Here is a 20,867-nt window from a genome sequence, read left to right as displayed (position 1 = left end):
TCGCGGTGCGCGCTCCGTGATGGAAGGGCTCGGCCCGGCGGCAGACCGGCCGGGCGCTCGTCGATCGACACTACGCCCCGTGCCGGTGCCGGGCGGCGGCGGGACCTCGTCCGGCCGCCGGGACGCGGCCCGGGGCGTCCCGGCCGCGTCCCGGCGGGCGCGGCGGGCCGTCAGCCGATCCGGGACCGTTCCCGCAGGTCCGACAGCAGGTCGGCGGGGGCGGCCGGGTCCAGCCCGCGCGCGACGAACCACTCGCCGATGCGTCGGACGTCACGGTCCAGGAACTCCGGTCCCCGCGGGTTCCCGACGACGTCGACGACCTGTGGCAGGTCGATCAGCACCGCCCGGCCGTGGTGGACGAGCACGTTGTAGGCCGACAGGTCGCCGTGCGCCCAGCCGAGGTCGGCGAGCACGCCGAGGGCGTCGACGAGGTCGTGCCACAGCGCGGTCAGCCGGCCGTCGTCCGGGCGCAGTGCGGCGAGCCGGGGTGCGGCGCGCCCGTCGGGTGTGCCGAGGAACTCCAGCAGGACCTCGGTCCCGTCGACCGACACCGGGTAGGGCACCGGGGCCCCCGCGGAGTGCAGCCGGGCGAGTGCGGCGAACTCGGCCGCCGCCCACTGCCCGGCGATGAGGTCGCGGCCCAGCGCGGTGCGCTGCGCCATCGCCCGTGTCTCCCGGGAGCGCCGGACGCGGCGCCCCTCCAGGTATCCGGCGTCGCGGTGGAACATGCGGTGCGCGGGGTCGCGGTAGCGCTTGGCGGCGAGCAGTACCCCGTCGTGGCCGGGGAGACCGCGTTCGACGAGGTGCACGTCGGCCTCCTTGCCGGTCTTGAGCACCCCGCGCTCGTGGTCGACGGCGCCGGCGTCGGTCACCAGCCAGCCGGGGCGGGGATGCGGGCCGCGGGCACCGGCGGGCAGCCCGGGCCAGGTCGACCAGCGGTCGCCACCGCCGGGGACCTCGGCGGTGTCGGGGTCGTGCCCGGCCCGCCCGTCGAGGGCGAGCGCGGCGGTGTCGGCGCGGCCGGGACGGGGGCGGGGCTCGTCGTCGTCGAAGCGGCGGCGACGGCGGACGGGGTCGGGACGGTCGGAGGAGTACACGTGCGGCTCCGGAGGCTGCGGGGGAGTGCCGCGCGGAGCCGGTCCTCAGGGACCGGTCGTGCCGCGCGACGGGGACGGTGCGGTCGGGCACGCGCTGCGCACCCGGACACGACGAACGGCCATCGGTACGCACCTCCCCGCTCGCACCGCGCGGTCCTGCCGCGCCACCGGTCCCTCCGGCCGGTGGCGACCCTGCCGGACGCCGTCCCGGCCCGCCACCGGTTTTCCGCGCCGCACGGCCGGCTCCTTCCGTGTCGCAGGTCGGCGGACGACCCCCCGCCGCACCGGCGGTCGGCGCGGCCGGTCAGCCGAAGGCGCTGAGCGCGCCGAGCCCGATCGCGGCGAACAGCGCCGCCCACGCCACGACGGTCACGACCTGCCAGATCACGACCTGCCGCCGGTCCAGCCCCGCCGCGACCATCCCGAACGCGGTCAGCGAGATCGCCATCAGGGTCGGGGCGAGCAGCGACGCGACCGGGACGCCGTACCGGTCCACCCGGGCGATCACCTTCCGCCGCCGCTCCGACGGCGGCCGCGACGCGCGGCGGCCGAGTCCCCGCCGGGCCCGGTCGCCCAGCCGCACCGCGACGACCAGGGCCAGCACGTTGCCCGCGACCGCCCCGGCGGCGGCGAGGAGCACCGGCATGCCGGTGACCGTCCCGACCAGCGTGCCCGTGTAGGACTCCAGGAACGGCACCACGCCGATCACGAACACCGCCAGGAACCGCCACACCGGGCCCACGGCGTCGACCCACGGGTTCAGCTGTTCGACCATGCCCGGATCATGCCGTATGTCCGACTCGGTGCGCGGCTTCAGGCCGGGATGACGAGATCCAGGTGGTCGCCGTCGCGCTCGACGAGGTGCCCCGCCCGCCGCGCGATCCGGGCCACCGCGCCGGCGTCGGCGGGCTCGGCCCGCGAGGTCGCCAGCAGCCGGGCCAGGCCGCCCTTGTGCGACTTGTTGTGATGGCTGACGACCGACCGGCTCCCGTCCGGGCGCTGGGCCAGCACGGTCACGGTCACCGCGCCGGGGACCGTGCCGAGGGCGGCGTAGCCGCCCGAGCGGAGGTCGACGACGAGCTCGCCGTCGGCGATGCGGGCCAGCAGCGGGTCGAGCGCCGGGCGCCAGCGCGCGGCCAGGGTGCCCGAGCCGGGGAGTTTGGAGCCCGCCGAGAGCCGGTAGGGCGGGATCGGGTCGTCGGCCCCGAGCAGCCCGAACAGCGCCGAGCACACCGCGAGCCGGGACCGGGCCCGGTCCCGGGTGGCGCGGGTGAGGGAGCCGGCGTCGAGGGCGTCGTAGAGGACCCCGGTGTAGCGGTCCAGCGCGGGCAGGGTCGGGCTCGTGCACAGCGCGGCGTTGCGGTCGATCTCGGTGTCCTGGCGCTGCGACACGCCGAGCGCGGCCCGAGCGGCCGGACGGTCGGCGGCGAGCGCGACGAGCTCGTCGCACAGCTGCGTGCGGACGGGGCCGAGGTCGGGGTCGTGGGAGAGAGCGGCGAGGTCGAGCGGCGGGCCGTCGCCGCCGGCGCGCTTGGTCTCCGAGGGGGGCAGCAGGACGAGCACGGCGCATCAGAGTAGTGATCACCGCGTGCGACCGTTGTGCCCGCCGGGGGACCGCACTAGGTTCGGGCCCGTGACCTGCCTCGTGGCGCGCATCCACGTCGACTGCATGCGGATCACGAGCGCGGCCTGTCGCCCCGGCCGCTGACCCGCGCTCGTCCGAGGGCCCACGCACGTCCGCGTCCGCCCCGCCCCACAGCCACCAGCCGCCGAGACAGACCGACCCGGGTCCGCCCGCCTCGGCACCTCGCACATCGGCGGTCGACCCGAAGAGGAGCCCATCGTGACCGATCCCGACACCACCGCCAACTGGTCGTTCGAGACCAAGCAGGTGCACGCCGGCGCCGCGCCCGACCCGACCACGAACGCCCGGGCGACGCCGATCTACCAGACCACGTCCTACGTCTTCCGCGACACCGACCACGCCGCGAACCTGTTCGGGCTCGCCGAGTTCGGCAACATCTACACGCGGATCATGAACCCCACCCAGGACGTGCTGGAGCAGCGCGTCGCCGCGCTGGAGGGCGGGGCCGCGGCCCTGGCCGTCGCGTCCGGGCAGGCCGCGCAGGCGCTGGCGATCCAGAACATCGCCGAGGCCGGGGACCACATCGTCTCCAGCGCCTCGCTCTACGGCGGCACCTACAACCAGTTCCACTACACCTTCCCGAAGCTGGGCATCGAGGTCACCTTCGTCGACGACCCCGACGACCTGGAGGAGTGGAAGGCCGCGATCCGGCCGAACACCAAGGCCCTCTACGGCGAGACGCTGGGCAACCCGCGCGGCAACATCCTCGACATCGCCGCCGTCGCCGGCGTCGCGCACGAGGCCGGTGTCCCGCTGATCGTCGACAACACCGTCCCGACGCCGTACCTGGTCCGGCCGATCGAGCACGGCGCCGACATCGTCGTGGAGTCGCTGACCAAGTTCCTGGGCGGGCACGGCACCTCGGTCGGCGGCATCATCGTCGACTCCGGGAAGTTCGACTGGGTCGCGAACAAGGACCGGTTCCCGGGCCTGACCACGCCGGACCCCAGCTACCACGGCGCGGTGTTCACCGACGCCGTCGGCCCGATCGCCTACATCATCAAGGCCCGGGTGCAGCTGCTGCGCGACCTCGGCCCGGCGATCTCCCCGCAGAACGCCTTCCTGATCATCCAGGGCATCGAGACGCTGTCGCTGCGGATCGACCGGCACAACCAGAACGCCCAGGCGCTGGCCGAGTGGCTGGAGGGGCGCGACGAGGTGGAGAAGGTCCACTACGCCGGCCTCCCGTCGAGCCCGTGGCACGAGCTGCAGAAGAAGTACCTGCCCAAGGGCGGCGGCGCGATCGTGGCGTTCGAGCTGCAGGGCGGGATCGAGGCGGGCAAGAAGTTCGTCGACGCCCTCGAGCTGCACAGCCACCTGGCCAACATCGGCGACGTCCGCAGCCTGGTCATCCACCCGGCCTCGACGACGCACAGCCAGCTCTCGGCCGAGGAGCAGGTCGCGTCCGGCGTGACCCCGGGCCTGGTCCGGCTGTCGGTGGGCCTCGAGGGCATCGAGGACCTCAAGGCAGACCTGGACGCCGGGTTCCGCGCCGCGAAGGGCGCCTGAGCGCGGATCTGATTACCTGGTGTCCGTGAACGACATCGAGCTCCCTCCCGCCAGCGGCGCCTGGCGGGAGGGGGACGACCCCGGCCGCCGCCGCTTCCTCGACCTGCCCGCGCCGCTGAAGCCGGCGGCCGGTGGGGAGCTGCCGGGCGTGCGGCTGGCCTACGAGACCTGGGGCGAGCTCGCACCGGACGGCTCCAACGCCGTCCTCGTCCTGCACGCCCTCACCGGCGACGCGCACCTGGAGGGCCCGGCCGGCCCCGGGCACCCGACGCCCGGCTGGTGGCCCGGCCTGATCGAGCCGGGCGGCCCGCTGGACCCGGCGCGCTGGTTCGTCGTCGCGCCGAACGCGGTCGGCGGCTGCCAGGGCAGCACCGGTCCGGCGTCCCGCGCGCCGGACGGGCGGACCTGGGGCAGCCGGTTCCCGACGGTCACCGTGCGGGACACGGTCGTCGCCGAGCAGTACCTGGCCGACGCGCTCGGCATCGACGCGTTCGCCTGCGTGATCGGCGGGTCGATGGGGTCCATGCGGTCGCTGGAGTGGGCGGCGACCGAGCCCGACCGGGTGCGGCGGCTGTTCCTGCTCGCCGGGCCGGCGGCGTCGTCGGCGGACCAGATCGGCTGGGCGAACCCGCAGATCCGGGCCATCACCTCCGACCCGCACTGGCACGGCGGCGACTACCACGACACACCCGAGGGGCCGTGGCGCGGACTGGGCGTCGCGCGGCGGATCGCGCACCTGTCGTACCGGTCGGGCTTCGAGCTGGCGACCCGGTTCGGCCGCGACCCGCAGGCCGGTGAGGACCCCCTCGACGGCGGCCGCTACGCCGTGGAGTCCTACCTGGACCACCACGCGGACAAGCTGGTGCACCGCTTCGACGCCGCGTCCTACGTGCGGCTGACCGAGGCGATGAACCACCACGACGTCGGCCGCGACCGGGGTGGGGTGGCCGCCGCGCTGTCCCGGGTCCGGGCCCGCACCTACGTCGCGGGGGTCACCTCCGACCGGCTCTACCCGCTCGCCGAGCAGCAGGAGCTGGCCGATGGGATCCCGCACGCGGACCCGCTCAAGGTGATCGACTCGCCGTACGGGCACGACGGGTTCCTGGTGGAGACCCCGACGGTGGCCCGGCTGCTGGGCGAACTGCTGGACGAGGCGGTCTAGGCGGGCGGGGGCCGCGGCCCCCGCCCACCCGCGCTCAGCCCAGGTTCTCGCCGTAGACGCGCTGCACCCGCATCGTCATCAGCACCCGCCGGTCCCGGACCATGACCTCGCGGTACTCGTCCCAGTCCGGGTGCTCCCCGGCGGCGGCGCGGTACCAGTCGACCAGCGCCTGCACGGCGGGGCCGTCGGGGGAGTCGTCCGGGCCGACCAGCTCCACCGGGCCCTCGGCCGTCGCCCAGGAGCGGCCGTCGGCGCTCTCCACCGACAGTGCCGCCCGCGGGTCCCGCCGCAGGTTCGCGGTCTTCGCCCGCCCCTCGGTCATCGACACCTGCACCGTGCCGGCCGCGCGGTCGTAGTACGGCGTCACCGGCGACAGCTGGGGCATGCCACTGCGCTTGATCGTCGCGAGGACGCCCTGGCGTGCCTCCGCGAGCAGCTCGTGCTGTTCGTCTCCCATGCCCCGAGTCTGCCCGCCCGGAACCGGGATGAGACCTGTCGGTGTGCCTCGCTACTCTTCTCCAGGTGTTGACCCGGATGTCGTCGCTGTTCCTGCGCACCCTGCGGGAGGACCCGGCCGACGCGGAGGTACCCAGCCACAAGCTGCTGGTCCGCGCCGGTTACGTCCGCCGCGTGGCCCCGGGCGTGTACTCCTGGCTCCCGCTCGGTCTCACGGTGCTCCGCCGCATCGAGAACGTGGTGCGCGAGGAGATGGACGCCATGGGCGGCCAGGAGATCCAGTTCCCGGCGCTGCTGCCGCGCGAGCCCTACGAGGCGACGAACCGGTGGACCGAGTACGGCCCGAACCTGTTCCGCCTGAAGGACCGCAAGGGCGGTGACTACCTGCTCGGCCCGACCCACGAGGAGCTGTTCACCCTCGCGGTCAAGGGCGAGTACTCGTCGTACAAGGACTACCCGGTCATCCTCTACCAGATCCAGAACAAGTACCGCGACGAGGAGCGGCCCCGCGCGGGCATCCTGCGCGGCCGCGAGTTCCTCATGAAGGACTCGTACTCGTTCGACCTGACCGACGAGGGCCTGTCCGAGTCCTACCGCAAGCACCGCGACGCCTACGTGCGGATCTTCGACCGGCTCGGGCTGCGCTACGTGATCGTGGCGGCCACCTCGGGCGCGATGGGCGGCTCGGCGTCGGAGGAGTTCCTCGCCGAGTCCGAGACCGGCGAGGACACCTTCGTGCGCGGCCCGGGCGGCTACGCGGCCAACGTCGAGGCCGTCACCACGCCCGCGCCGCCCGCGATCCCGCTCGAGGGGCTGCCCGCGGCGCAGGTGCACCACACCCCGGACACCCCGACCATCGAGTCGCTGGTCGCCTTCCTGAACGCCCACACCGACCGTTCCTTCACCGCGGCCGACACGCTCAAGAACGTGCTGGTCAAGACGCGGCAGCCGGGCGCGACGGAGTGGGAGCTGCTGGGCGTCGGCGTCCCGGGCGACCGCGAGGTCGACATGAAGCGCCTCGAGGCCGCGCTGGAGCCGGCCCAGGTCGAGCTCCTCGACGAGGCCGACTTCACCCGCAACGCGTTCCTGGTCAAGGGCTACATCGGCCCGGGCGCGCTCGCCGCGAACGGTGTCCGCTACCTGGTCGACCCGCGGATCGTCACCGGCACCGCCTGGGTGACCGGCGCGGACAAGGCCGACCACCACGTCGTCGACCTCGTCGCGGGACGGGACTTCACCCCGGACGGCACGATCGAGGCCGCCGAGGTGCGCGCCGGGGACCCGTCCCCGGACGGCACCGGTGTACTGGAGGCCGCCCGCGGCATCGAGATCGGGCACATCTTCCAACTCGGCCGCAAGTACGCCGACGCCTTCTCACTCGACGCGCTGGGCCCGGACTCCAAGCCGGTCCGGATCACGATGGGCTCCTACGGCATCGGGGTGTCCCGGCTGGTCGCCGCGGTCGCCGAGCAGTCCCACGACGGCTCCGGTCTCGTGTGGCCGCGCTCGGTCTCGCCGTTCGACGTGCACGTCGTCGTCGCGGGCAAGTCCGCGGAGCTGCTGGAGGGCGGCGAGGCCGTCGCCGCCGAGCTGGAGGCCCGTGGCCTGTCGGTCGTCCTCGACGACCGTAAGGCCAGCCCCGGCGTGAAGTTCGCCGACGCCGAGCTGATCGGGGTCCCGACGATCGTCGTCGTCGGGCGGGGGCTCGCCGACGGGACGCTGGAACTCAAGGACCGCGCCACCGGCGAGCGGAGCGAGATCGACCGCGCCGGCGCCGCCGAACTCGTCGCGGGGATCGTCCGCGGGGCCTGAGCGGCACCGCCGGCGCACGAGCGGGCCCCGTCGCCGGAGGGGCCCGCTCCGTGCGTTCCCGGGTCAGCCGGGTCGGACCGCCGAGACGGCGAGGTCGGTGAGTGCCGAGCGGGGGACCGCGTCGCCCGGACCGCCGCCCGCGTCCGCGGCGACGACCAGCATCGCGACGCCGACCGACCCGTCCCGGGCCTGGGTGCGGGGGACCGCCAGCACTCCGACCGCGCCGTCGGTGGCGCGGCACCCGCCGGCCCCCGAGGCGGTGCCGTCGGTGCGGACCGTGGCCTCGACCCACGTCCCCGGCTCTCCGCCGCCCGGACGCGGCCCGGGCGGCCCGACCGCCACCTGCGGTGCGGACCCGGCGTAGGCCGACTCCCCGGTACCGCGGGCGAACGCCTGCGCGGCCTGCCCGACCGTCGTCCCGGCCGGGACGGCGACGAGTGCGGCCGCGGCGACCCCGCGCGGTGCGGCGCCCACGGGGCAGTCGCCCGCGGCGAACAGCGGCGCCTCGGCGAGCCGGGCGAACGGCACACCGAACACGTCCAGGGCGGTCGCCCCGGCGGCCGGGGCCGTCCACCCCGGCGGGGGCGTGACGGCGAACGCGGCGGGCTCCGGGGCCGGTACCGGGGCGCCCGCGGCCGGTTCGACCGGAGCCGCGGTGGGGGCCGGGCGGAGGCCGTCGAGCCCGGCCACCGCGCCGGCCACGACCAGCACGGCGACGGCGGCGGCCAGCGCGGGCCGCAGCCGTCGCCCGGAGCCGGGGGAGGGGTCGCCCGGGCGCGACGGTGTCGCGGGAGCCGGGCGGTCGGTCGTCGTCGTCCGGCCGGAGGTCACCGGCGCAGCGTACGGCGGTGTCGCACGACCCCGGTGCGGTGTTCCGGCGGGCGGCCGCCCGCGGTCGCCCGGCGGTCCGGGGCGTACGGCGGACCTCAGCCGGGCAGCAGCGTCAGCCGCACCGAACGCGTCGGGTTGTCGATGTTGGTGTCGACCAGGCAGATCGACTGCCAGGTCCCCAGCGCGGGGCGGCCGTCGATCACCGGCACGGTCGTCGACGGCGGCACGAACGCGGGCAGCACGTGGTCGCGCCCGTGCCCGGAGCTGCCGTGCCGGTGCTGCCACCGGTCGTCGGCGGGGAGCAGCTCGCGCAGCTGCTCGAGCAGGTCGGAGTCGCTGCCCGCGCCGGTCTCGATGACGGCGATCCCGGCCGTCGCGTGCGGCACGAAGACGTTGAGCAGGCCGTCGCCGGCACCGCAGTCGGACAGGAAGCGTTCGATCCGGTGCGTCAGGTCCACGACGGTCTCCTCGGAACCGGTCCGGATCTCGATCAGCTCGCTGTGCACATCGGAGACACTAGGACGCTCACTACGCTCGGGCAGCGTGGACGACACGGTCACCTTCGCCGGGTGGGAACTGCCACACCGGCCCGGCTACCTGAACACCGCGAGCATCGGCATCCCGCCGCGACGGGCGTCGGCGGTGGTCGCCGACGTCGTGGCGCGCTGGGCGGTCGGCGCGGCCTCGCCGAAGGACTTCGACGACGACGTCGAGTCGGCCCGCGCCGGGTTCGCCGCGATCACCGGGGTGCCGGTCGCCGACGTCGCGCAGGGCGCCACGACCTCCGGCCTGATCGGTCCGCTCGCCGCGTCGGTGCCCGACGGCACCCGCGTGCTCGTCGCGCGCGGCGAGTTCTCCTCGGTGACCCGGCCGTTCGCGGTGCAGGCCCACCGCGGGGTCCGGGTGACCGAGGTGCCGCTCCCGGAGCTGGCGGCCCACGCCGGTGACCACGACCTCGTCGCGGTGTCGGTGGTGCAGTCCGCCGACGGCGCGATCGCCGACGTCGACGCGCTGCTCGCCGCCCGCGCCCGCAGCGGCGTGCGGCTGCTGTTCGACGTCACCCAGGCCGCCGGGTGGCTCCCGCTGCGCCTGCACGACGCCGACGCCGTCGTCGGGGCCGGGTACAAGTGGCTGCTCGCGCCGCGCGGCACCGCGTGGCTGGCCCGGCGTCCGTCCTGGGTGGACGGACCGCCCGCCGGGTCGCGCTGGCCGGAGCCCGCCCCGCACTCCGCGGGCTGGTACGGCACCCGGGACCGCTGGGGCGGCGGGCTCTACACCCCGGACCCGCCCGCGCGGCCCGGACCGGCCGGCGGCGAGGAGGCCCCGGTCTGGTTCGCCCACGCCGGCGCCGCGGTGACGCTGCCCTGGCTGGCCTCGCTCGACGCCGACGGCCTGCGCGCGCACTGCGTCGGTCTCGCCGACACCCTGCGCGAGCGCCTCGGGATGCCGCCCGCGGGATCGGCCATCGTGTCGGTGCGCGCCGAGGGGGCGGCCGACCGGCTGGCCGCGGCCGGGATCACCGCCGCCGTGCGTGACGGGGCCGCCCGGCTGTCGTTCCACCTGTCGACCACCCCCGACGACGTCGAGGCGGCCGCCGCGGCGCTCCGCTGAGCGCCGCGACCGGTCAGCCGCGGCCGGGGAACACCGGCACGACGGGGGACCGCTCGGTGACCCCGCGCCAGTACGCGAGCCGGCCGGTGCACTCGACCATCGCCTTCAGCCCGGCCTCGCGCAGCGGGACCGACGACGACCGCTCGGTCACCGACCGCCAGGCGGCGATCGCGTCGGTCTCGGCCGACACCAGCAGCGCCCCGGCCGACACCCCGTCGACGACGGGCTGCGGGGCCGCGTACGCGGGCTGCGCCGAGACCGGCCGTTGCCCGATGTCGGAGAGGGTCTGGGTGATCTGGCCGCGCAGGGTGGTGTGGGCCTCGATGTCGCCGCGGGCCCGGGTCGCCCACTCCGGGGGGATGAACGCGAGCGCCATCTTGTACGCCCACAGCGCCGCGTGCTCGCAGGCGAGTGCGCGCTGCAGCGCCTCGACGGTGACCTGGGGGACCTGCGGCTCGTCGTCGGACTCCTGCCGCGGCCGCGGACCCGCGCTCACGCCGGCGCCCCGCTCAGGACCGCCGCGTAGGTGGCGCAGCAGGCGGCGACCTCGGCGACCAGGCCCACCTGCAGCGCCGAGGCGCGGGGGACGACCTCGCCCGCGCTGCGGGCCGACCCGGCGACGGCGTCGCGCACCGCGGCGAGGTCCCCCGACGGCGGCGTCGCGGGGGCGGCGATCTGCCCCGGGGTCCGCCCGCCCGCCTGGTCCAGCGCGGCGGCGTGCTCCATCCGGGCCGCGCGCAGCGGCTCCAGCCGGCCCGCGAGCGACGGGTCCCCGGTCACCGCGGCGACGATCAGCGCGGCGTCGGACCGGGCGGCGTCGGCGAGCGCGAGCAGGGCGTCGGAGGCGTCCTCGGTGCGGGTGGTCGCGCTCGAACAGCCGGCCAGCGGCACCACCGCGGCCACCGCGGCCACGGTCACCAGCACCTGGCGCCGCGTCGGGCGGACGCCGCCGCGGCCGGTCACCGGCGACGGGGTCACCGGCGGCGGCCCGGTCGGGGACACCCGGGGCGACACGGACGGCTCGCGGTCGTTCACGTCGGGTCATGCTGCCAGCACGTGCCGGGCCGCCCGGCACCGACCGTGCCCGCCCGGGCCGCGGACGACCGCCCACCGACGGGCCACCGACCGGCGGCCCGCCGGGCCGACGCGCTAGGCTCGTCGGCCGTCCCCACCGTCACCGGCGCCGTCCGGTCCCGTCCGGACGCGTCGCGGTGTGCGGCGCCGCTGTCGTATGCCGTCCGCAAGCGTCCGACGTGCCCGCCCACCGGCGGTCGCGGCACCACGATCGTCGCCCGTCCGAAGTCCCGCCGACCGGTCGCCACCCCGGCGGGCACCCTGACACGAGGAGAGTCACCCGATGCGCAGTCCGGACCCCGCACAGCTGGCAGACCAGCTGCGCGGCGTGCTCGAGCCGGTGGTCCACGGGGCCGGGCTGGAGATCGACGCCGTGGAGGTCCGCACCGCCGGGCGACGGCACTCGGTCAAGCTCGTCGTCGACCTGCCCGAGTCCTCGCCCGCGACCGGCATCGATCTCGACGTCATCGCCCGGCTCAGCCGCTCCGCGGCCGCCGAGCTGGACCCGCACGAGCACCTCATCGAGGGCTCGTACACGCTCGAGGTGACCTCGCCCGGGATCGACCGGCCGCTCACCGAGCCCCGGCACTGGCGACGGGCCTACCTGCGCCTGGCGCGGATCACCCTGACCGACGGCACCGTCGTCGAGGCCCGGGTCGGCCGGCTCGACGGCGACACGGTCGCCGTCGCGGTCCCCGGCCGGAAGGCGCCCGAACGCCGGGACATCCCGCTCGCGGAGATCCGCCACGCCCAGGTGCAGGTCGAGTTCAAGCCCGCCCCGCCCGCGGAGACCGCACTGCTCGACCCGGACGCGCTGTCCGGCAGCACCGACGGGGCCGACGGGGCCCCCACGAACCACGACGACGGCGGCGCCGTCGAGACCGTCCGCGACGAGGAGAACCGGTGAACGTCGACATCCCCGCGCTGCGCGCGATCGAGCGGGACAAGGAGATCCCGTTCGAGACGGTCCTCTCGGCCATCGAGACGGCGCTGCTCACCGCCTACCGGCACACCGACGGCCACCACCCGGACGCCCGCGTCGACATCGACCGCAAGACCGGTGTGGTGCGAGTCATGGTCCGCGACGCCTCCGACGCCTCCGAGGACGGCACCCCCGGCCCGGAGTTCGACGACACACCCGAGGGCTTCGGCCGGATCGCGGCGACCACCGCCCGCCAGGTCATCCTGCAGCGGCTGCGCGACGCCGAGCACGAGCGCACCTACGGCGAGTTCTCCACCAAGGAGGGCGAGGTCGTCGCGGGCATCGTGCAGCGCGACGCGCGCGCCAACGCCCGCGGCGTCGTCGTGGTCGAGCTCTCCGGCGGCACCGAGGCCGTGCTCCCCGCCGCCGAGCAGGTGCCGGGCGAGGTCTACCGGCACGGCGACCGGATCCGCTGCTTCGTCATCGGCGTGAACCGCGGCCCGCGGGGCACCTCGATCACGCTCTCGCGGACCCACCCGAACCTGGTGCGGAAGCTGTTCGCCCTCGAGGTGCCCGAGCTCGTCGACGGCTCCGTCGAGATCGTCTCGGTGGCCCGTGAGGCCGGGTTCCGTTCCAAGATCGCGGTGCGCTCGACCCGCTCCGGGCTCAACGCCAAGGGCGCCTGCATCGGCCCGATGGGTGCCCGCGTGCGCGGTGTGATGGGCGAGCTGGCCGGCGAGAAGATCGACATCATCGACTGGTCCGAGGACCCGGCCGAGTTCGTCGGCAACGCGCTCTCGCCGTCGAAGGTGGTCTCGGTGACCGTGCTCGACGAGCGCGCCCGGATCGCCCGCGTCGTCGTGCCGGACTTCCAGCTGTCGCTGGCGATCGGCAAGGAGGGGCAGAACGCCCGACTCGCCGCCCGGCTCACCGGCTGGAAGATCGACATCCGCAGCGACGCCGACCCGCGTGACCCGGTCACCCCCGACGGTGGGCCGGTCGACCCCGCCGGGGAGCCGTCCTGACCGACGGAGATCAACAGCAGGGGCCGGGCGAGGGAATGCCCGAGGACCGCTCTGCGCTACACTCGTCACCGGCCCGCGGTCGCGGACCGTCGCCCATGCACACCCGGTCGGTTCCGATCCGGACCTGTGTGGGGTGCCGGACCCGGGAACGGGCCGACGTACTGTTGCGGGTGGTCGTGGAGAACGGACGTTGCATTCCGGATCCGCGCCGCCGTCTCCCCGGACGGGGTGCCTGGTTGCACCTCTCGACGGGGTGCCTGGACAGGGCCGAGCGACGCTCGGCGTTCGCCCGGGCGTTACGCGTCCGCTCGGCACCGGACGTCACCGCCGTCAGGCGGTGGCTGCAGGAGTCGCGCGACCCGCTGGGGCCCGGGAACCTCTCGGACCCGTCATCGGAAGAAAGCAAGGTCGACCAGTCATGAGCCAGCAGTGAAGATCGCACCATGAACGTGCTTCGACACTAGGTTCGAGGTCGAGCGGGATGCTGCCGCCCGGCCTCCGGTCAGGATGAGGAGAGCAGTGGCAGGCAAGGCCCGCGTGCACGAGCTCGCGAAAGAGCTCGGAATCAGCAGTAAGCAGGTCCTCAGCAAGCTGCAGGACCTGGGGGAGTACGTGAAGTCCCCCTCCTCCACCGTGGAGGCCCCGGTCGCGCGCAAGCTGCGCGACGCGATGGCCTCCGGTGGGGGCGCCGCCGGCGGTCAGCGCCGCAGTTCCGGTGCGCCCGGTGGCGGTCGTCCGCGCGCCGGTGGCTCCGGCGCCCCGTCGCCGTCGCGCCCGACCCCGGGTCCGGCCCCCAAGCCCGGCCCGCGTCCGGGTCCGCCGGCCCCCGCGGCACCCACCCCGGGTGCCCCGTCGCCGGCGCAGCCGGCGGCGCGCACCGACGTCCCGAAGCCGGGACCGGCCGCGCCCAAGCCCGGCCCGCAGGCCCCGGCGGCTCCGGCCGTCGAGACCCCCGCCGCGGCCGCCGAGGCCCCGGCCGCGCCGCGGCCCGGTTCCACCGCGCCGAAGCCCGGTCCGGCGGCCCCGAAGCCGGGTCCGGCCGCGCCGAAGCCTGCCCCCGCGCCCCGTCCGGGCCAGGGACAGGGTGGTCAGGGCGGTGGCGCCCCGCGTCCCGCCGGCCAGCCCGGTGAGCGTGGCGCCCGTCCGGGCCCGCGCCAGCCGCGCGTCGGCAACAACCCGTTCGGCGTCGGCCAGGGTTCGCCCAAGCCGGGCCCGCGCCCCGGCCCGCCGCAGCCCCAGCAGGGCGGTGGCGGCCAGCAGGGCGGCGGCCGTCCCGAGGCTCCGGCCGCGCGTTCCGGTGAGGCCCCGCCGCGTCCGCCCCGTCCGGGCGGCGCTCCGGGATCGGGCGGTCCCCGTCCGAACCCGGGCAACATGCCTCCGCGGCCGAACCCGGGCATGATGCCCGCGCGTCCGGCTGCGGGTCGTCCCGGTGCCGGTGGCCGTGGTGGCCCCGGCGGCGGTCGTGGTGGCCCCGGCGGTGGCCGTGGTGGCCCCGGTGGCGGTCGTCCCGGTGGGGGTGGCGGCGGTTTCCGTCCCGGTGGCGGCGGTCCCGGTGGTCCGCCCCCGGCCGGTGGATTCCGTGGTCGTCCCGGTGGCGGCGGTCGTCCCGGTGGCCGCGGCGGTGCCGCGGGTGCCTTCGGCCGTCCCGGCGGACCGGCCCGCAGGGGTCGCAAGTCGAAGCGGCAGAAGCGCCAGGAGTACGACGCCATGGCTGCTCCCTCGGTGGGCGGCGTCCGCCTGCCGAAGGGCAACGGCGAGACCGTCCGGCTGCCGCGTGGCGCGTCGCTGACCGACTTCGCCGAGAAGATCAACGCCAACCCGGCCTCGCTGGTGCAGGTGTTGTTCCACCTCGGTGAGATGGTCACGGCCACCGCGTCGGTCTCGGACGAGATCCTGGAGCTGCTCGGCCAGGAGATGAACTACCGCGTGCAGGTCGTCTCCCCCGAGGAGGAGGACCGTGCGCTGCTGGAGTCGTTCGACATCGAGTTCGGTGACCCGGGCGACGAGGACGCGCTCGAGGCGCGTCCGCCGGTCGTGACCGTCATGGGTCACGTCGACCACGGTAAGACGCGGCTGCTGGACACGGTCCGCAAGGCGAACGTCCGCGAGGGCGAGGCCGGCGGCATCACCCAGCACATCGGCGCCTACCAGGTCGCGGCCGAGCTCGAGGGCGAGGAGCGGCTCATCACGTTCATCGACACCCCGGGTCACGAGGCGTTCACCGCCATGCGTGCCCGTGGTGCGAAGTCCACCGACATCGCGGTCATCGTGGTGGCGGCGGACGACGGCGTGATGCCGCAGACCGTCGAGTCGATCAACCACGCGCAGGCGGCCGGTCTGCCGATCGTCGTCGCGGTCAACAAGATCGACGTCGAGGGTGCGAACCCGCAGAAGATCCGCCAGCAGCTCACCGAGTACAACCTGGTGGCCGAGGAGTACGGCGGCGACACCATGTTCGTCGACATCTCCGCGAAGCAGGGCACCAACATCGAGGCCCTGCTCGAGGCGATCCTGCTGACCGCCGACGCGGCGCTCGACCTGCGGGCCAACCCCGAGATGGAGGCGCAGGGCGTCACCATCGAGGGTCACCTGGACCGCGGCCGCGGCCCGGTGGCCACGGTGCTGGTCCAGCGCGGAACGCTCCGGGTCGGCGACTCGGTCGTGGCCGGCGACGCCTCCGGGCGCGTCCGGCGCATGGTCGACGAGCACGGCCAGGACGTCACCGAGGCGCTCCCGTCGCGTCCGGTGCAGGTCATCGGTCTGACGTCGGTGCCGGGTGCGGGCGACACGTTCCTCGTCGTGGACGAGGACCGGGTCGCGCGCCAGATCGCCGACCGGCGGCGTGCCCGCGAGCGGAACGCCGAGCTGGCGAGCCGTCGCAAGCGCGTCAGCCTGGAGGACCTGGACGCCGCGCTGAAGGAGACCAACACCCTCAACCTGATCATCAAGGGTGACAACTCGGGCACCGTCGAGGCGCTCGAGGAAGCCCTGATGAAGCTGGACGTGGGTGAGGAGGTCGAGCTGCGGGTCATCCACCGCGGCGTCGGCGGTATCACCGAGGGCGACATCAACCTCGCCATCGCGGACAACGTCATCGTCATGGGCTTCAACGTCCGTGCCGAGGGCAAGGCCACCGAGCTGGCCAACCGCGAGGGCGTCGAGATCCGCTACTACTCGGTGATCTACCAGGCGATCGACGAGATCGAGGCGGCCCTCAAGGGCATGCTCAAGCCGGAGTACGAGGAGGTCGAGCTGGGCCGCGCGGAGGTCCGCGAGGTCTTCAAGTCCTCGAAGTTCGGCACGATCGCCGGTTGCCTGGTGATGAGCGGGGAGATCCGCCGGAACGCCCGGGCGCGCCTGCTGCGCGACTCGAAGGTGATCCACGAGAACCTCCCGATCTCGTCGCTGCGCCGGTTCAAGGACGACGTGGTCGAGGTCCGCGAGGGCTTCGAGTGCGGTCTGACGCTCGGTACCTACGGCGACATCAAGGTCGACGACGTCATCGAGACGTTCGAGATGCGGGAGAAGCCGCGCGACTAGCGGCTGACGAACGCGCTCCGACGGGGCGGCCGGTCACCGGCCGCCCCGTCGGCGTCAGCGGAGGTGTGTGTGTACGTCGGCTCCCTGGAGTGTGACGTGCTGCTCGGCGACGTCCGGTCGCTGAAGCAGAAGCGTTCGGCGGTGCGTCCGCTGCTGGCCGAGCTGCGCCGGTTCGAGGTGGCGGCGGCCGAGGCGGGCCATCTGGACCTGCACCGCCGTGCGCTGATCGGGGTGAGCTGTGTCGCCGCCGACGCGGGGCACGTCCGTGCCCTGCTGGAGCGGTGCGAGCGGCTGGTGGCCGCCCGCCCCGAGCTGGAGCTGCTGTCGGCCCGGACCCGGCTGTTCGGCCCCGACGACGACTGAGTCCCGGCGGTCGAGGGACGAAGCGGCAGGACCGAGAATCGAACGCGGCGTGACCCCGCGACCCGTGCCTAGACTCGGGCTCGCACGACCCGCTGGAAGGAGCAGGACATGGTCGACCAGGCCCGCGCGCGCAAGCTCGCGAAGCGGATCTCGCAGATCGTCGCGGAGGCCCTCGAGCACGAGGTGAAGGACCCGCGGCTGGCGATGGTGACGATCACCGACACCCGTGTCACCGGCGACCTGCGCGAGGCGACCGTGTTCTACACGGTCATGGGTGCCTCGCTGGAGGAGGAGCCGGACACCGCGGGGGCCGCTGCCGCGCTGCAGAGCGCGAGCGGGGTGCTCCGCAGCCGGGTGGGGCAGCAGACCGGGGTGCGGCACACGCCGAGCCTCGCGTTCGTGCTGGACGCGGTGCCGGACACGGCCCGCCGGATGGAGGAGCTGCTGGCCCGCACCCGCGCCTCCGACGAGGAGGTGGCCCGGCTGGCGGCCACGGCGTCGCCGGCGGGGGACGCGGACCCGTACAAGGCCCCGCGGGAGACCGACGCCGAGTGACCGGCGGCGCGCACGAGACCGTCCCGGGGCCCGGTCCGGTCGACCCGGCCGGGGCCGCGGCAGTGCTGCGCCGGGCCCGTGACGTGCTCGTGGTCGGGCACGTCCGGCCCGACGCGGACGCCGCGGGCAGCGCCCTGGCCCTGGCCACGGCGCTGCACCGCGCGGGGATCCCGGTCACCGTGTCGTTCGGCGGGCCGGACCCGGTGCCCGCCGGGCTGGTCGACACCCTCGACCCCACCGGGCTGGTCGTCGCCTCGGTGGACGCGCCGCGCGCGCCGGACCTGCTGGTCTGTTGCGACATCTCGTCGTCCCCCCGGCTGGGGGACCTGGAGCCGGTGCTGGACACGTCCGGGTCGTCGCTGGCGGTGGACCACCACGCGTCGTTCGTGGCGTTCACGGACCGGTACCTCGTCGACCCGGGCGCCCCGGCGACGGTGACGCTCGTCCGGGCGGTGCTCGCCGAGCTGGGCACCCCGCTGGACGCGGTCCTCGCCCGGTCCCTGTTCGCGGGGCTCTACACCGACACCGGCGGTTTCCGGCGGGGTGGTGCGGAGGCGCTCCGGATGGGCGCCGAGCTCGTCGACGCCGGTGCCGAGCCCGCGCCGCTGCTGCGGGACATCGGCGGTCCGGTGCCGTTCGCCTGGCTCGCCGCGCAGGCCACGGTGCTGGCCGGGGCCCACCGGGAGGAGGGCGTCGCGGCGGGGGCCGACCTGGTGTGGGCCGCCGTCGACGTGGCGACCGCGACCCGGTTCCGGGACCGCACGGTCGCCCTGGTCGGGCCGCTGCAGGCCGCGGCCGGGGGCGGGGTGGCGGCGCTGCTGACCGAGACGGCACCGGGGGAGTGGTCGGTGTCGCTGCGCGGCAACGGGTCCCCGGACCTGTCCCGGGTGGCGACGACGCTCGGCGGCGGCGGGCACACCGGTGCCGCCGGGTTCGAGCGCTCCGGTACCCGCGACGCGCTCCTGGAGCTGCTCCGGGCGGAGCTGGCCCGCTGAGCACGTGCCCGGTTGATCGGGTTCATCCGGGGTACATCGCCGCGACACCACGATCGGATGGACCTCGGGGCGGTCCGGTGTCGCAGCACCGGGGCACGTAGCGTGTCCCGCGAGACCAGGAGGTGAGCGGTGCGATCCGAGCCCGCTGCGGCCCGCGGGGGCGACGACAGTCACGGCAACGAGCCCAGCGGGTGGCCGGAGTTCCTCCGGGCCTGGCTGCGCAACCCGGCCCAGGTGGGTGCGGTGTGGCCGAGCTCGCCGCGGCTGTCGGCCAAGCTGGCCCGTATCGCGCCGGGTCACGGCGCGCCGGTCGTCGTGGAGCTGGGGCCGGGCACCGGCGCCGTCACCACGCAGGTCGGCAGGCGGCTCCCGCCGGAGGGCCGGCATCTGGCCGTCGAGCTCGACCCGCGGATGGCCCGCTTCCTGCAGGACCGCCACCCGGGCGTCGAGGTCGTGAACGGTGACGCCCGCAAGCTGGGGTCGCTGCTCGCCGAGCGCGACATCACCTCGGTCGACGCGGTGATCTCCGGCCTGCCCTGGTCGCTGTTCGACCGGACGATGCAGCAGGAGATCCTCGACCAGGTCGTCGGGGCGGTGGGGGAGACCGGTGCGTTCGCGACGTTCGCCTACTCCCACACCCTGCCGATGCCCTCGGCGCGGCGGTTCAAGGCGGCCCTGCACGACACGTTCGACGAGGTCGTGATGACCCGCACGGTGTGGCGCAACCTGCCGCCCGCGTTCTGTTTCCTCTGCCGTCGCCCCCGTCGGTGACCCGGCCCGCCCCCATTGCGGGCGGGCCCCGTGACATCCTCCGCCTCGCCCTGCCCGCGCTCCCGGTGCTGGCGGCCGAGCCGCTGTTCCTGCTGGTCGACACCGCTGTCGTCGGACGGCTGGGTGGGCTGCCGCTGGCCTCGCTCGCCGTCGCCGCGGTGCTGTTCGCGCAGGTCACGACCCAGCTGACGTTCCTGTCCTACGGGACGACGGCGCGTGCGGCCCGGTTCCACGGTGCCGGGCGCCGGTCGGCCGCGGTCGCCGAGGGCGTGCAGGCGACCTGGCTGGCGCTGGGCGTCGGGCTGCTGGTCGTCGCGCTCGGACAGCTCGCCGCGGCACCGCTGGCGGGGCTGCTCGCCGGGGACCCGGTGATCGCCGAGGGCGCGGTCTCGTGGCTGCGGATCGCGCTGCTCGGCGCCCCGCTGGTCCTGGTGACGCTGGCCGGCAACGGCTGGATGCGCGGGGTGCAGGACACCCGTCGCCCGATGTGGATCGTGATCGGCGGCAACCTGCTGTCCGCGCTGCTCTGCCCGCTGCTGGTGCACGGGGCGGGGGACTGGGCGGGCTGGGGGCTGGAGGGCTCGGCGATCGCGAACGTCGCGGGGCAGGCCGTCGCGGCGTCACTGTTCCTGCGGGCGCTGGTCGTCGAACGACGGCGCGCCCCCGCCGGTGACCCGGTCCGCTTCGCCCCGGACACCGCGGTGCTCCGTTCCCAGGCGACGATGGGTCGCGACCTGGTCGTGCGGTCGCTGGGGTTCCAGGCCTGCTTCCTGTCCGCGACGGCGGTCGCCGCCCGGTTCGGGTCCGAGTCCGTCGCCGCCCACCAGATCGTGCTGCAGCTGTGGGTGTTCCAGTCCCTGGTGCTCGACGCCGTCGCGATCGCGGCGCAGTCGCTGGTCGGGGCCGCACTGGGTGGCGCGGCCGGCGAGCACGGCGCGGACGGCGGACGCGGTGCCGACGGCGAGCGTGCGGACACCGGACCGGCGCGGGCGCTCGCCGCCCGGGTCACCCGCTACGGCCTCGTGCTCGGCTGCGGGTTCGGTGTGCTGTTCGCTGCGCTCTACCCCGTCCTGCCGCCGGTGTTCACCCGCGACGCTGCGGTCCTCGCGGCGGTCCCCGCGGCGTGGTGGTTCTTCACCGCGCTGCAGCCGATCGCCGGGGTGGTGTTCGCCCTGGACGGAGTGCTGCTCGGCGCCGGTGACGCGGCCTTCCTGCGCACCACGACGCTGCTCGCCGCGCTCGGCGGGTTCCTGCCGATGATCTGGCTGTCGCTGCTGTTCGGGTGGGGGCTGGCCGGGATCTGGACCGGGCTCGCCGCGTTCATGGTGGTGCGCCTGGTCGCGGTGGGGCTGCGGGCGCGGTCGGGGCGCTGGGCGGTCCCGGGGGAGGTCCGGGCCTGACGTTCGCGTGTGCGAACGTCACCGGGCCCGACCGGAGCGACGACGGGCTGGTCACGAGCGGGTCGCGGGCCGGACGGGGCCCGCGATCGACCACGGCCG

The 20,867-nt window shown here is 75.4% G+C and carries 21 protein-coding genes; 13 read left to right on the top strand and 8 right to left on the bottom strand.

Translation table 11 applies throughout. The features are described from left to right. Positions 1 to 170: 170 nt before the first annotated feature. The 3 genes from WHI96_RS07075 to yaaA form a co-directional block, all read right to left on the bottom strand. Positions 171 to 1,097, bottom strand: a complete 927-nt coding sequence (locus WHI96_RS07075) for an RIO1 family regulatory kinase/ATPase domain-containing protein (RefSeq protein ID WP_345642797.1) — start codon at positions 1,095 to 1,097, stop codon at positions 171 to 173. Positions 1,098 to 1,401: 304 nt separating this feature from the next. Then, the gene (locus WHI96_RS07070; RefSeq protein ID WP_345642794.1) at positions 1,402 to 1,872 is read right to left on the bottom strand and encodes a hypothetical protein; all 471 of its coding nucleotides are present in this window, start codon (positions 1,870 to 1,872) and stop codon (positions 1,402 to 1,404) included. A 38-nt stretch (positions 1,873 to 1,910) separates the two neighbouring features. Next, entirely contained in the window at positions 1,911 to 2,660 is a 750-nt protein-coding gene (gene yaaA / locus WHI96_RS07065; protein WP_345642791.1) for a peroxide stress protein YaaA, read from the bottom strand. Between the two features lie 280 nt (positions 2,661 to 2,940). On the opposite strand from yaaA, the gene WHI96_RS07060 reads away from it, so the two are divergent. Together WHI96_RS07060 and metX are read left to right on the top strand one after the other, a co-directional pair. Beyond that, positions 2,941 to 4,251 (top strand): bifunctional o-acetylhomoserine/o-acetylserine sulfhydrylase, encoded by a 1,311-nt coding sequence (locus tag WHI96_RS07060; RefSeq protein WP_345642788.1) that lies wholly within the window; start codon positions 2,941 to 2,943, stop codon positions 4,249 to 4,251. Between the two features lie 25 nt (positions 4,252 to 4,276). Then, a complete protein-coding gene (gene metX, locus WHI96_RS07055) occupies positions 4,277 to 5,413 on the top strand; it encodes a homoserine O-acetyltransferase MetX (protein WP_345642980.1) in 1,137 nt (378 codons plus the stop codon). 34 nt (positions 5,414 to 5,447) lie between these two features. Here metX and WHI96_RS07050 read toward each other — a convergent pair whose 3' ends face one another. Beyond that, complete coding sequence (locus tag WHI96_RS07050; RefSeq protein ID WP_345642785.1) at positions 5,448 to 5,870, bottom strand: PPOX class F420-dependent oxidoreductase; 423 nt, start codon at positions 5,868 to 5,870, stop codon at positions 5,448 to 5,450. Positions 5,871 to 5,935: 65 nt separating this feature from the next. On the opposite strand from WHI96_RS07050, the gene WHI96_RS07045 reads away from it, so the two are divergent. Next, positions 5,936 to 7,681, top strand: coding sequence for a proline--tRNA ligase (locus tag WHI96_RS07045; RefSeq protein ID WP_345642783.1), 1,746 nt, complete (start codon positions 5,936 to 5,938; stop codon positions 7,679 to 7,681). Between the two features lie 63 nt (positions 7,682 to 7,744). On the opposite strand, the gene WHI96_RS07040 is transcribed toward WHI96_RS07045, so the two are convergent. Then, positions 7,745 to 8,512, bottom strand: a complete 768-nt coding sequence (locus WHI96_RS07040) for a hypothetical protein (protein ID WP_345642781.1) — start codon at positions 8,510 to 8,512, stop codon at positions 7,745 to 7,747. A 95-nt stretch (positions 8,513 to 8,607) separates the two neighbouring features. Further along, a complete protein-coding gene (locus tag WHI96_RS07035; protein ID WP_226355798.1) occupies positions 8,608 to 9,018 on the bottom strand; it encodes a secondary thiamine-phosphate synthase enzyme YjbQ in 411 nt (136 codons plus the stop codon). 37 nt (positions 9,019 to 9,055) lie between these two features. On the opposite strand from WHI96_RS07035, the gene WHI96_RS07030 reads away from it, so the two are divergent. Then, entirely contained in the window at positions 9,056 to 10,123 is a 1,068-nt protein-coding gene (locus WHI96_RS07030; protein WP_345642776.1) for an aminotransferase class V-fold PLP-dependent enzyme, read from the top strand. A 13-nt stretch (positions 10,124 to 10,136) separates the two neighbouring features. Here WHI96_RS07030 and WHI96_RS07025 read toward each other — a convergent pair whose 3' ends face one another. Together WHI96_RS07025 and WHI96_RS07020 are read right to left on the bottom strand one after the other, a co-directional pair. Beyond that, positions 10,137 to 10,619 (bottom strand): ferritin-like domain-containing protein, encoded by a 483-nt coding sequence (locus WHI96_RS07025; protein ID WP_345642774.1) that lies wholly within the window; start codon positions 10,617 to 10,619, stop codon positions 10,137 to 10,139. Next, the gene (locus WHI96_RS07020) at positions 10,616 to 11,158 is read right to left on the bottom strand and encodes a hypothetical protein (protein ID WP_345642771.1); all 543 of its coding nucleotides are present in this window, start codon (positions 11,156 to 11,158) and stop codon (positions 10,616 to 10,618) included. Before WHI96_RS07020 ends, WHI96_RS07025 begins: the two co-directional genes overlap by 4 nt. 322 nt (positions 11,159 to 11,480) lie before the next feature. On the opposite strand from WHI96_RS07020, the gene rimP reads away from it, so the two are divergent. From rimP to WHI96_RS06975, 9 genes are all read left to right on the top strand, one after another. Continuing rightward, positions 11,481 to 12,104 (top strand): ribosome maturation factor RimP, encoded by a 624-nt coding sequence (gene rimP / locus WHI96_RS07015; protein WP_073578133.1) that lies wholly within the window; start codon positions 11,481 to 11,483, stop codon positions 12,102 to 12,104. After that, on the top strand, positions 12,101 to 13,144 hold the full coding sequence (gene nusA, locus WHI96_RS07010; protein ID WP_345642767.1) for a transcription termination factor NusA: 1,044 nt from the start codon (positions 12,101 to 12,103) through the stop codon (positions 13,142 to 13,144). Before rimP ends, nusA begins: the two co-directional genes overlap by 4 nt. A gap of 35 nt (positions 13,145 to 13,179) precedes the next feature. After that, entirely contained in the window at positions 13,180 to 13,566 is a 387-nt protein-coding gene (locus WHI96_RS07005; RefSeq protein WP_345642765.1) for a YlxR family protein, read from the top strand. Between the two features lie 97 nt (positions 13,567 to 13,663). Then, positions 13,664 to 16,684: a translation initiation factor IF-2 gene (infB, locus tag WHI96_RS07000; protein WP_345642762.1), complete on the top strand. Its 3,021-nt coding sequence runs from the start codon at positions 13,664 to 13,666 to the stop codon at positions 16,682 to 16,684. A gap of 69 nt (positions 16,685 to 16,753) precedes the next feature. After that, a complete protein-coding gene (locus tag WHI96_RS06995) occupies positions 16,754 to 17,047 on the top strand; it encodes a DUF503 domain-containing protein (RefSeq protein WP_062401124.1) in 294 nt (97 codons plus the stop codon). Positions 17,048 to 17,155: 108 nt separating this feature from the next. Next, positions 17,156 to 17,602 (top strand): 30S ribosome-binding factor RbfA, encoded by a 447-nt coding sequence (gene rbfA, locus WHI96_RS06990; protein WP_062401126.1) that lies wholly within the window; start codon positions 17,156 to 17,158, stop codon positions 17,600 to 17,602. Further along, positions 17,599 to 18,597, top strand: a complete 999-nt coding sequence (locus tag WHI96_RS06985; protein ID WP_345642758.1) for a DHH family phosphoesterase — start codon at positions 17,599 to 17,601, stop codon at positions 18,595 to 18,597. The genes rbfA and WHI96_RS06985 overlap by 4 nt, the downstream gene beginning before the upstream one ends. Positions 18,598 to 18,726: 129 nt before the next feature. Then, complete coding sequence (locus tag WHI96_RS06980) at positions 18,727 to 19,368, top strand: class I SAM-dependent methyltransferase (protein ID WP_373324103.1); 642 nt, start codon at positions 18,727 to 18,729, stop codon at positions 19,366 to 19,368. After that, on the top strand, positions 19,365 to 20,768 hold the full coding sequence (locus WHI96_RS06975) for an MATE family efflux transporter (protein ID WP_345642754.1): 1,404 nt from the start codon (positions 19,365 to 19,367) through the stop codon (positions 20,766 to 20,768). Before WHI96_RS06980 ends, WHI96_RS06975 begins: the two co-directional genes overlap by 4 nt. Positions 20,769 to 20,867: the final 99 nt, after the last annotated feature.

Origin of the sequence: Pseudonocardia tropica, from assembly GCF_040105315.1 — a bacterium.
GTDB classification, from domain to species: domain Bacteria; phylum Actinomycetota; class Actinomycetes; order Mycobacteriales; family Pseudonocardiaceae; genus Pseudonocardia; species Pseudonocardia alni.
Note: the sequence above shows the minus strand (reverse complement) of the source record. Positions and strands in the feature narration are given on the sequence as shown.

Coding starts and splice junctions, on each gene's coding strand:
- WHI96_RS07070 (WP_345642794.1), bottom strand. CDS start 1,872: ATGGTCGAACAGCTGAACCCGTGGGTCGACGCCGTGGGCCCGGTGTGG.
- WHI96_RS07050 (WP_345642785.1), bottom strand. CDS start 5,870: ATGGGAGACGAACAGCACGAGCTGCTCGCGGAGGCACGCCAGGGCGTC.
- rimP (WP_073578133.1), top strand. CDS start 11,481: ATGCGCAGTCCGGACCCCGCACAGCTGGCAGACCAGCTGCGCGGCGTG.
- WHI96_RS07005 (WP_345642765.1), top strand. CDS start 13,180: ATGCCCGAGGACCGCTCTGCGCTACACTCGTCACCGGCCCGCGGTCGC.
- rbfA (WP_062401126.1), top strand. CDS start 17,156: ATGGTCGACCAGGCCCGCGCGCGCAAGCTCGCGAAGCGGATCTCGCAG.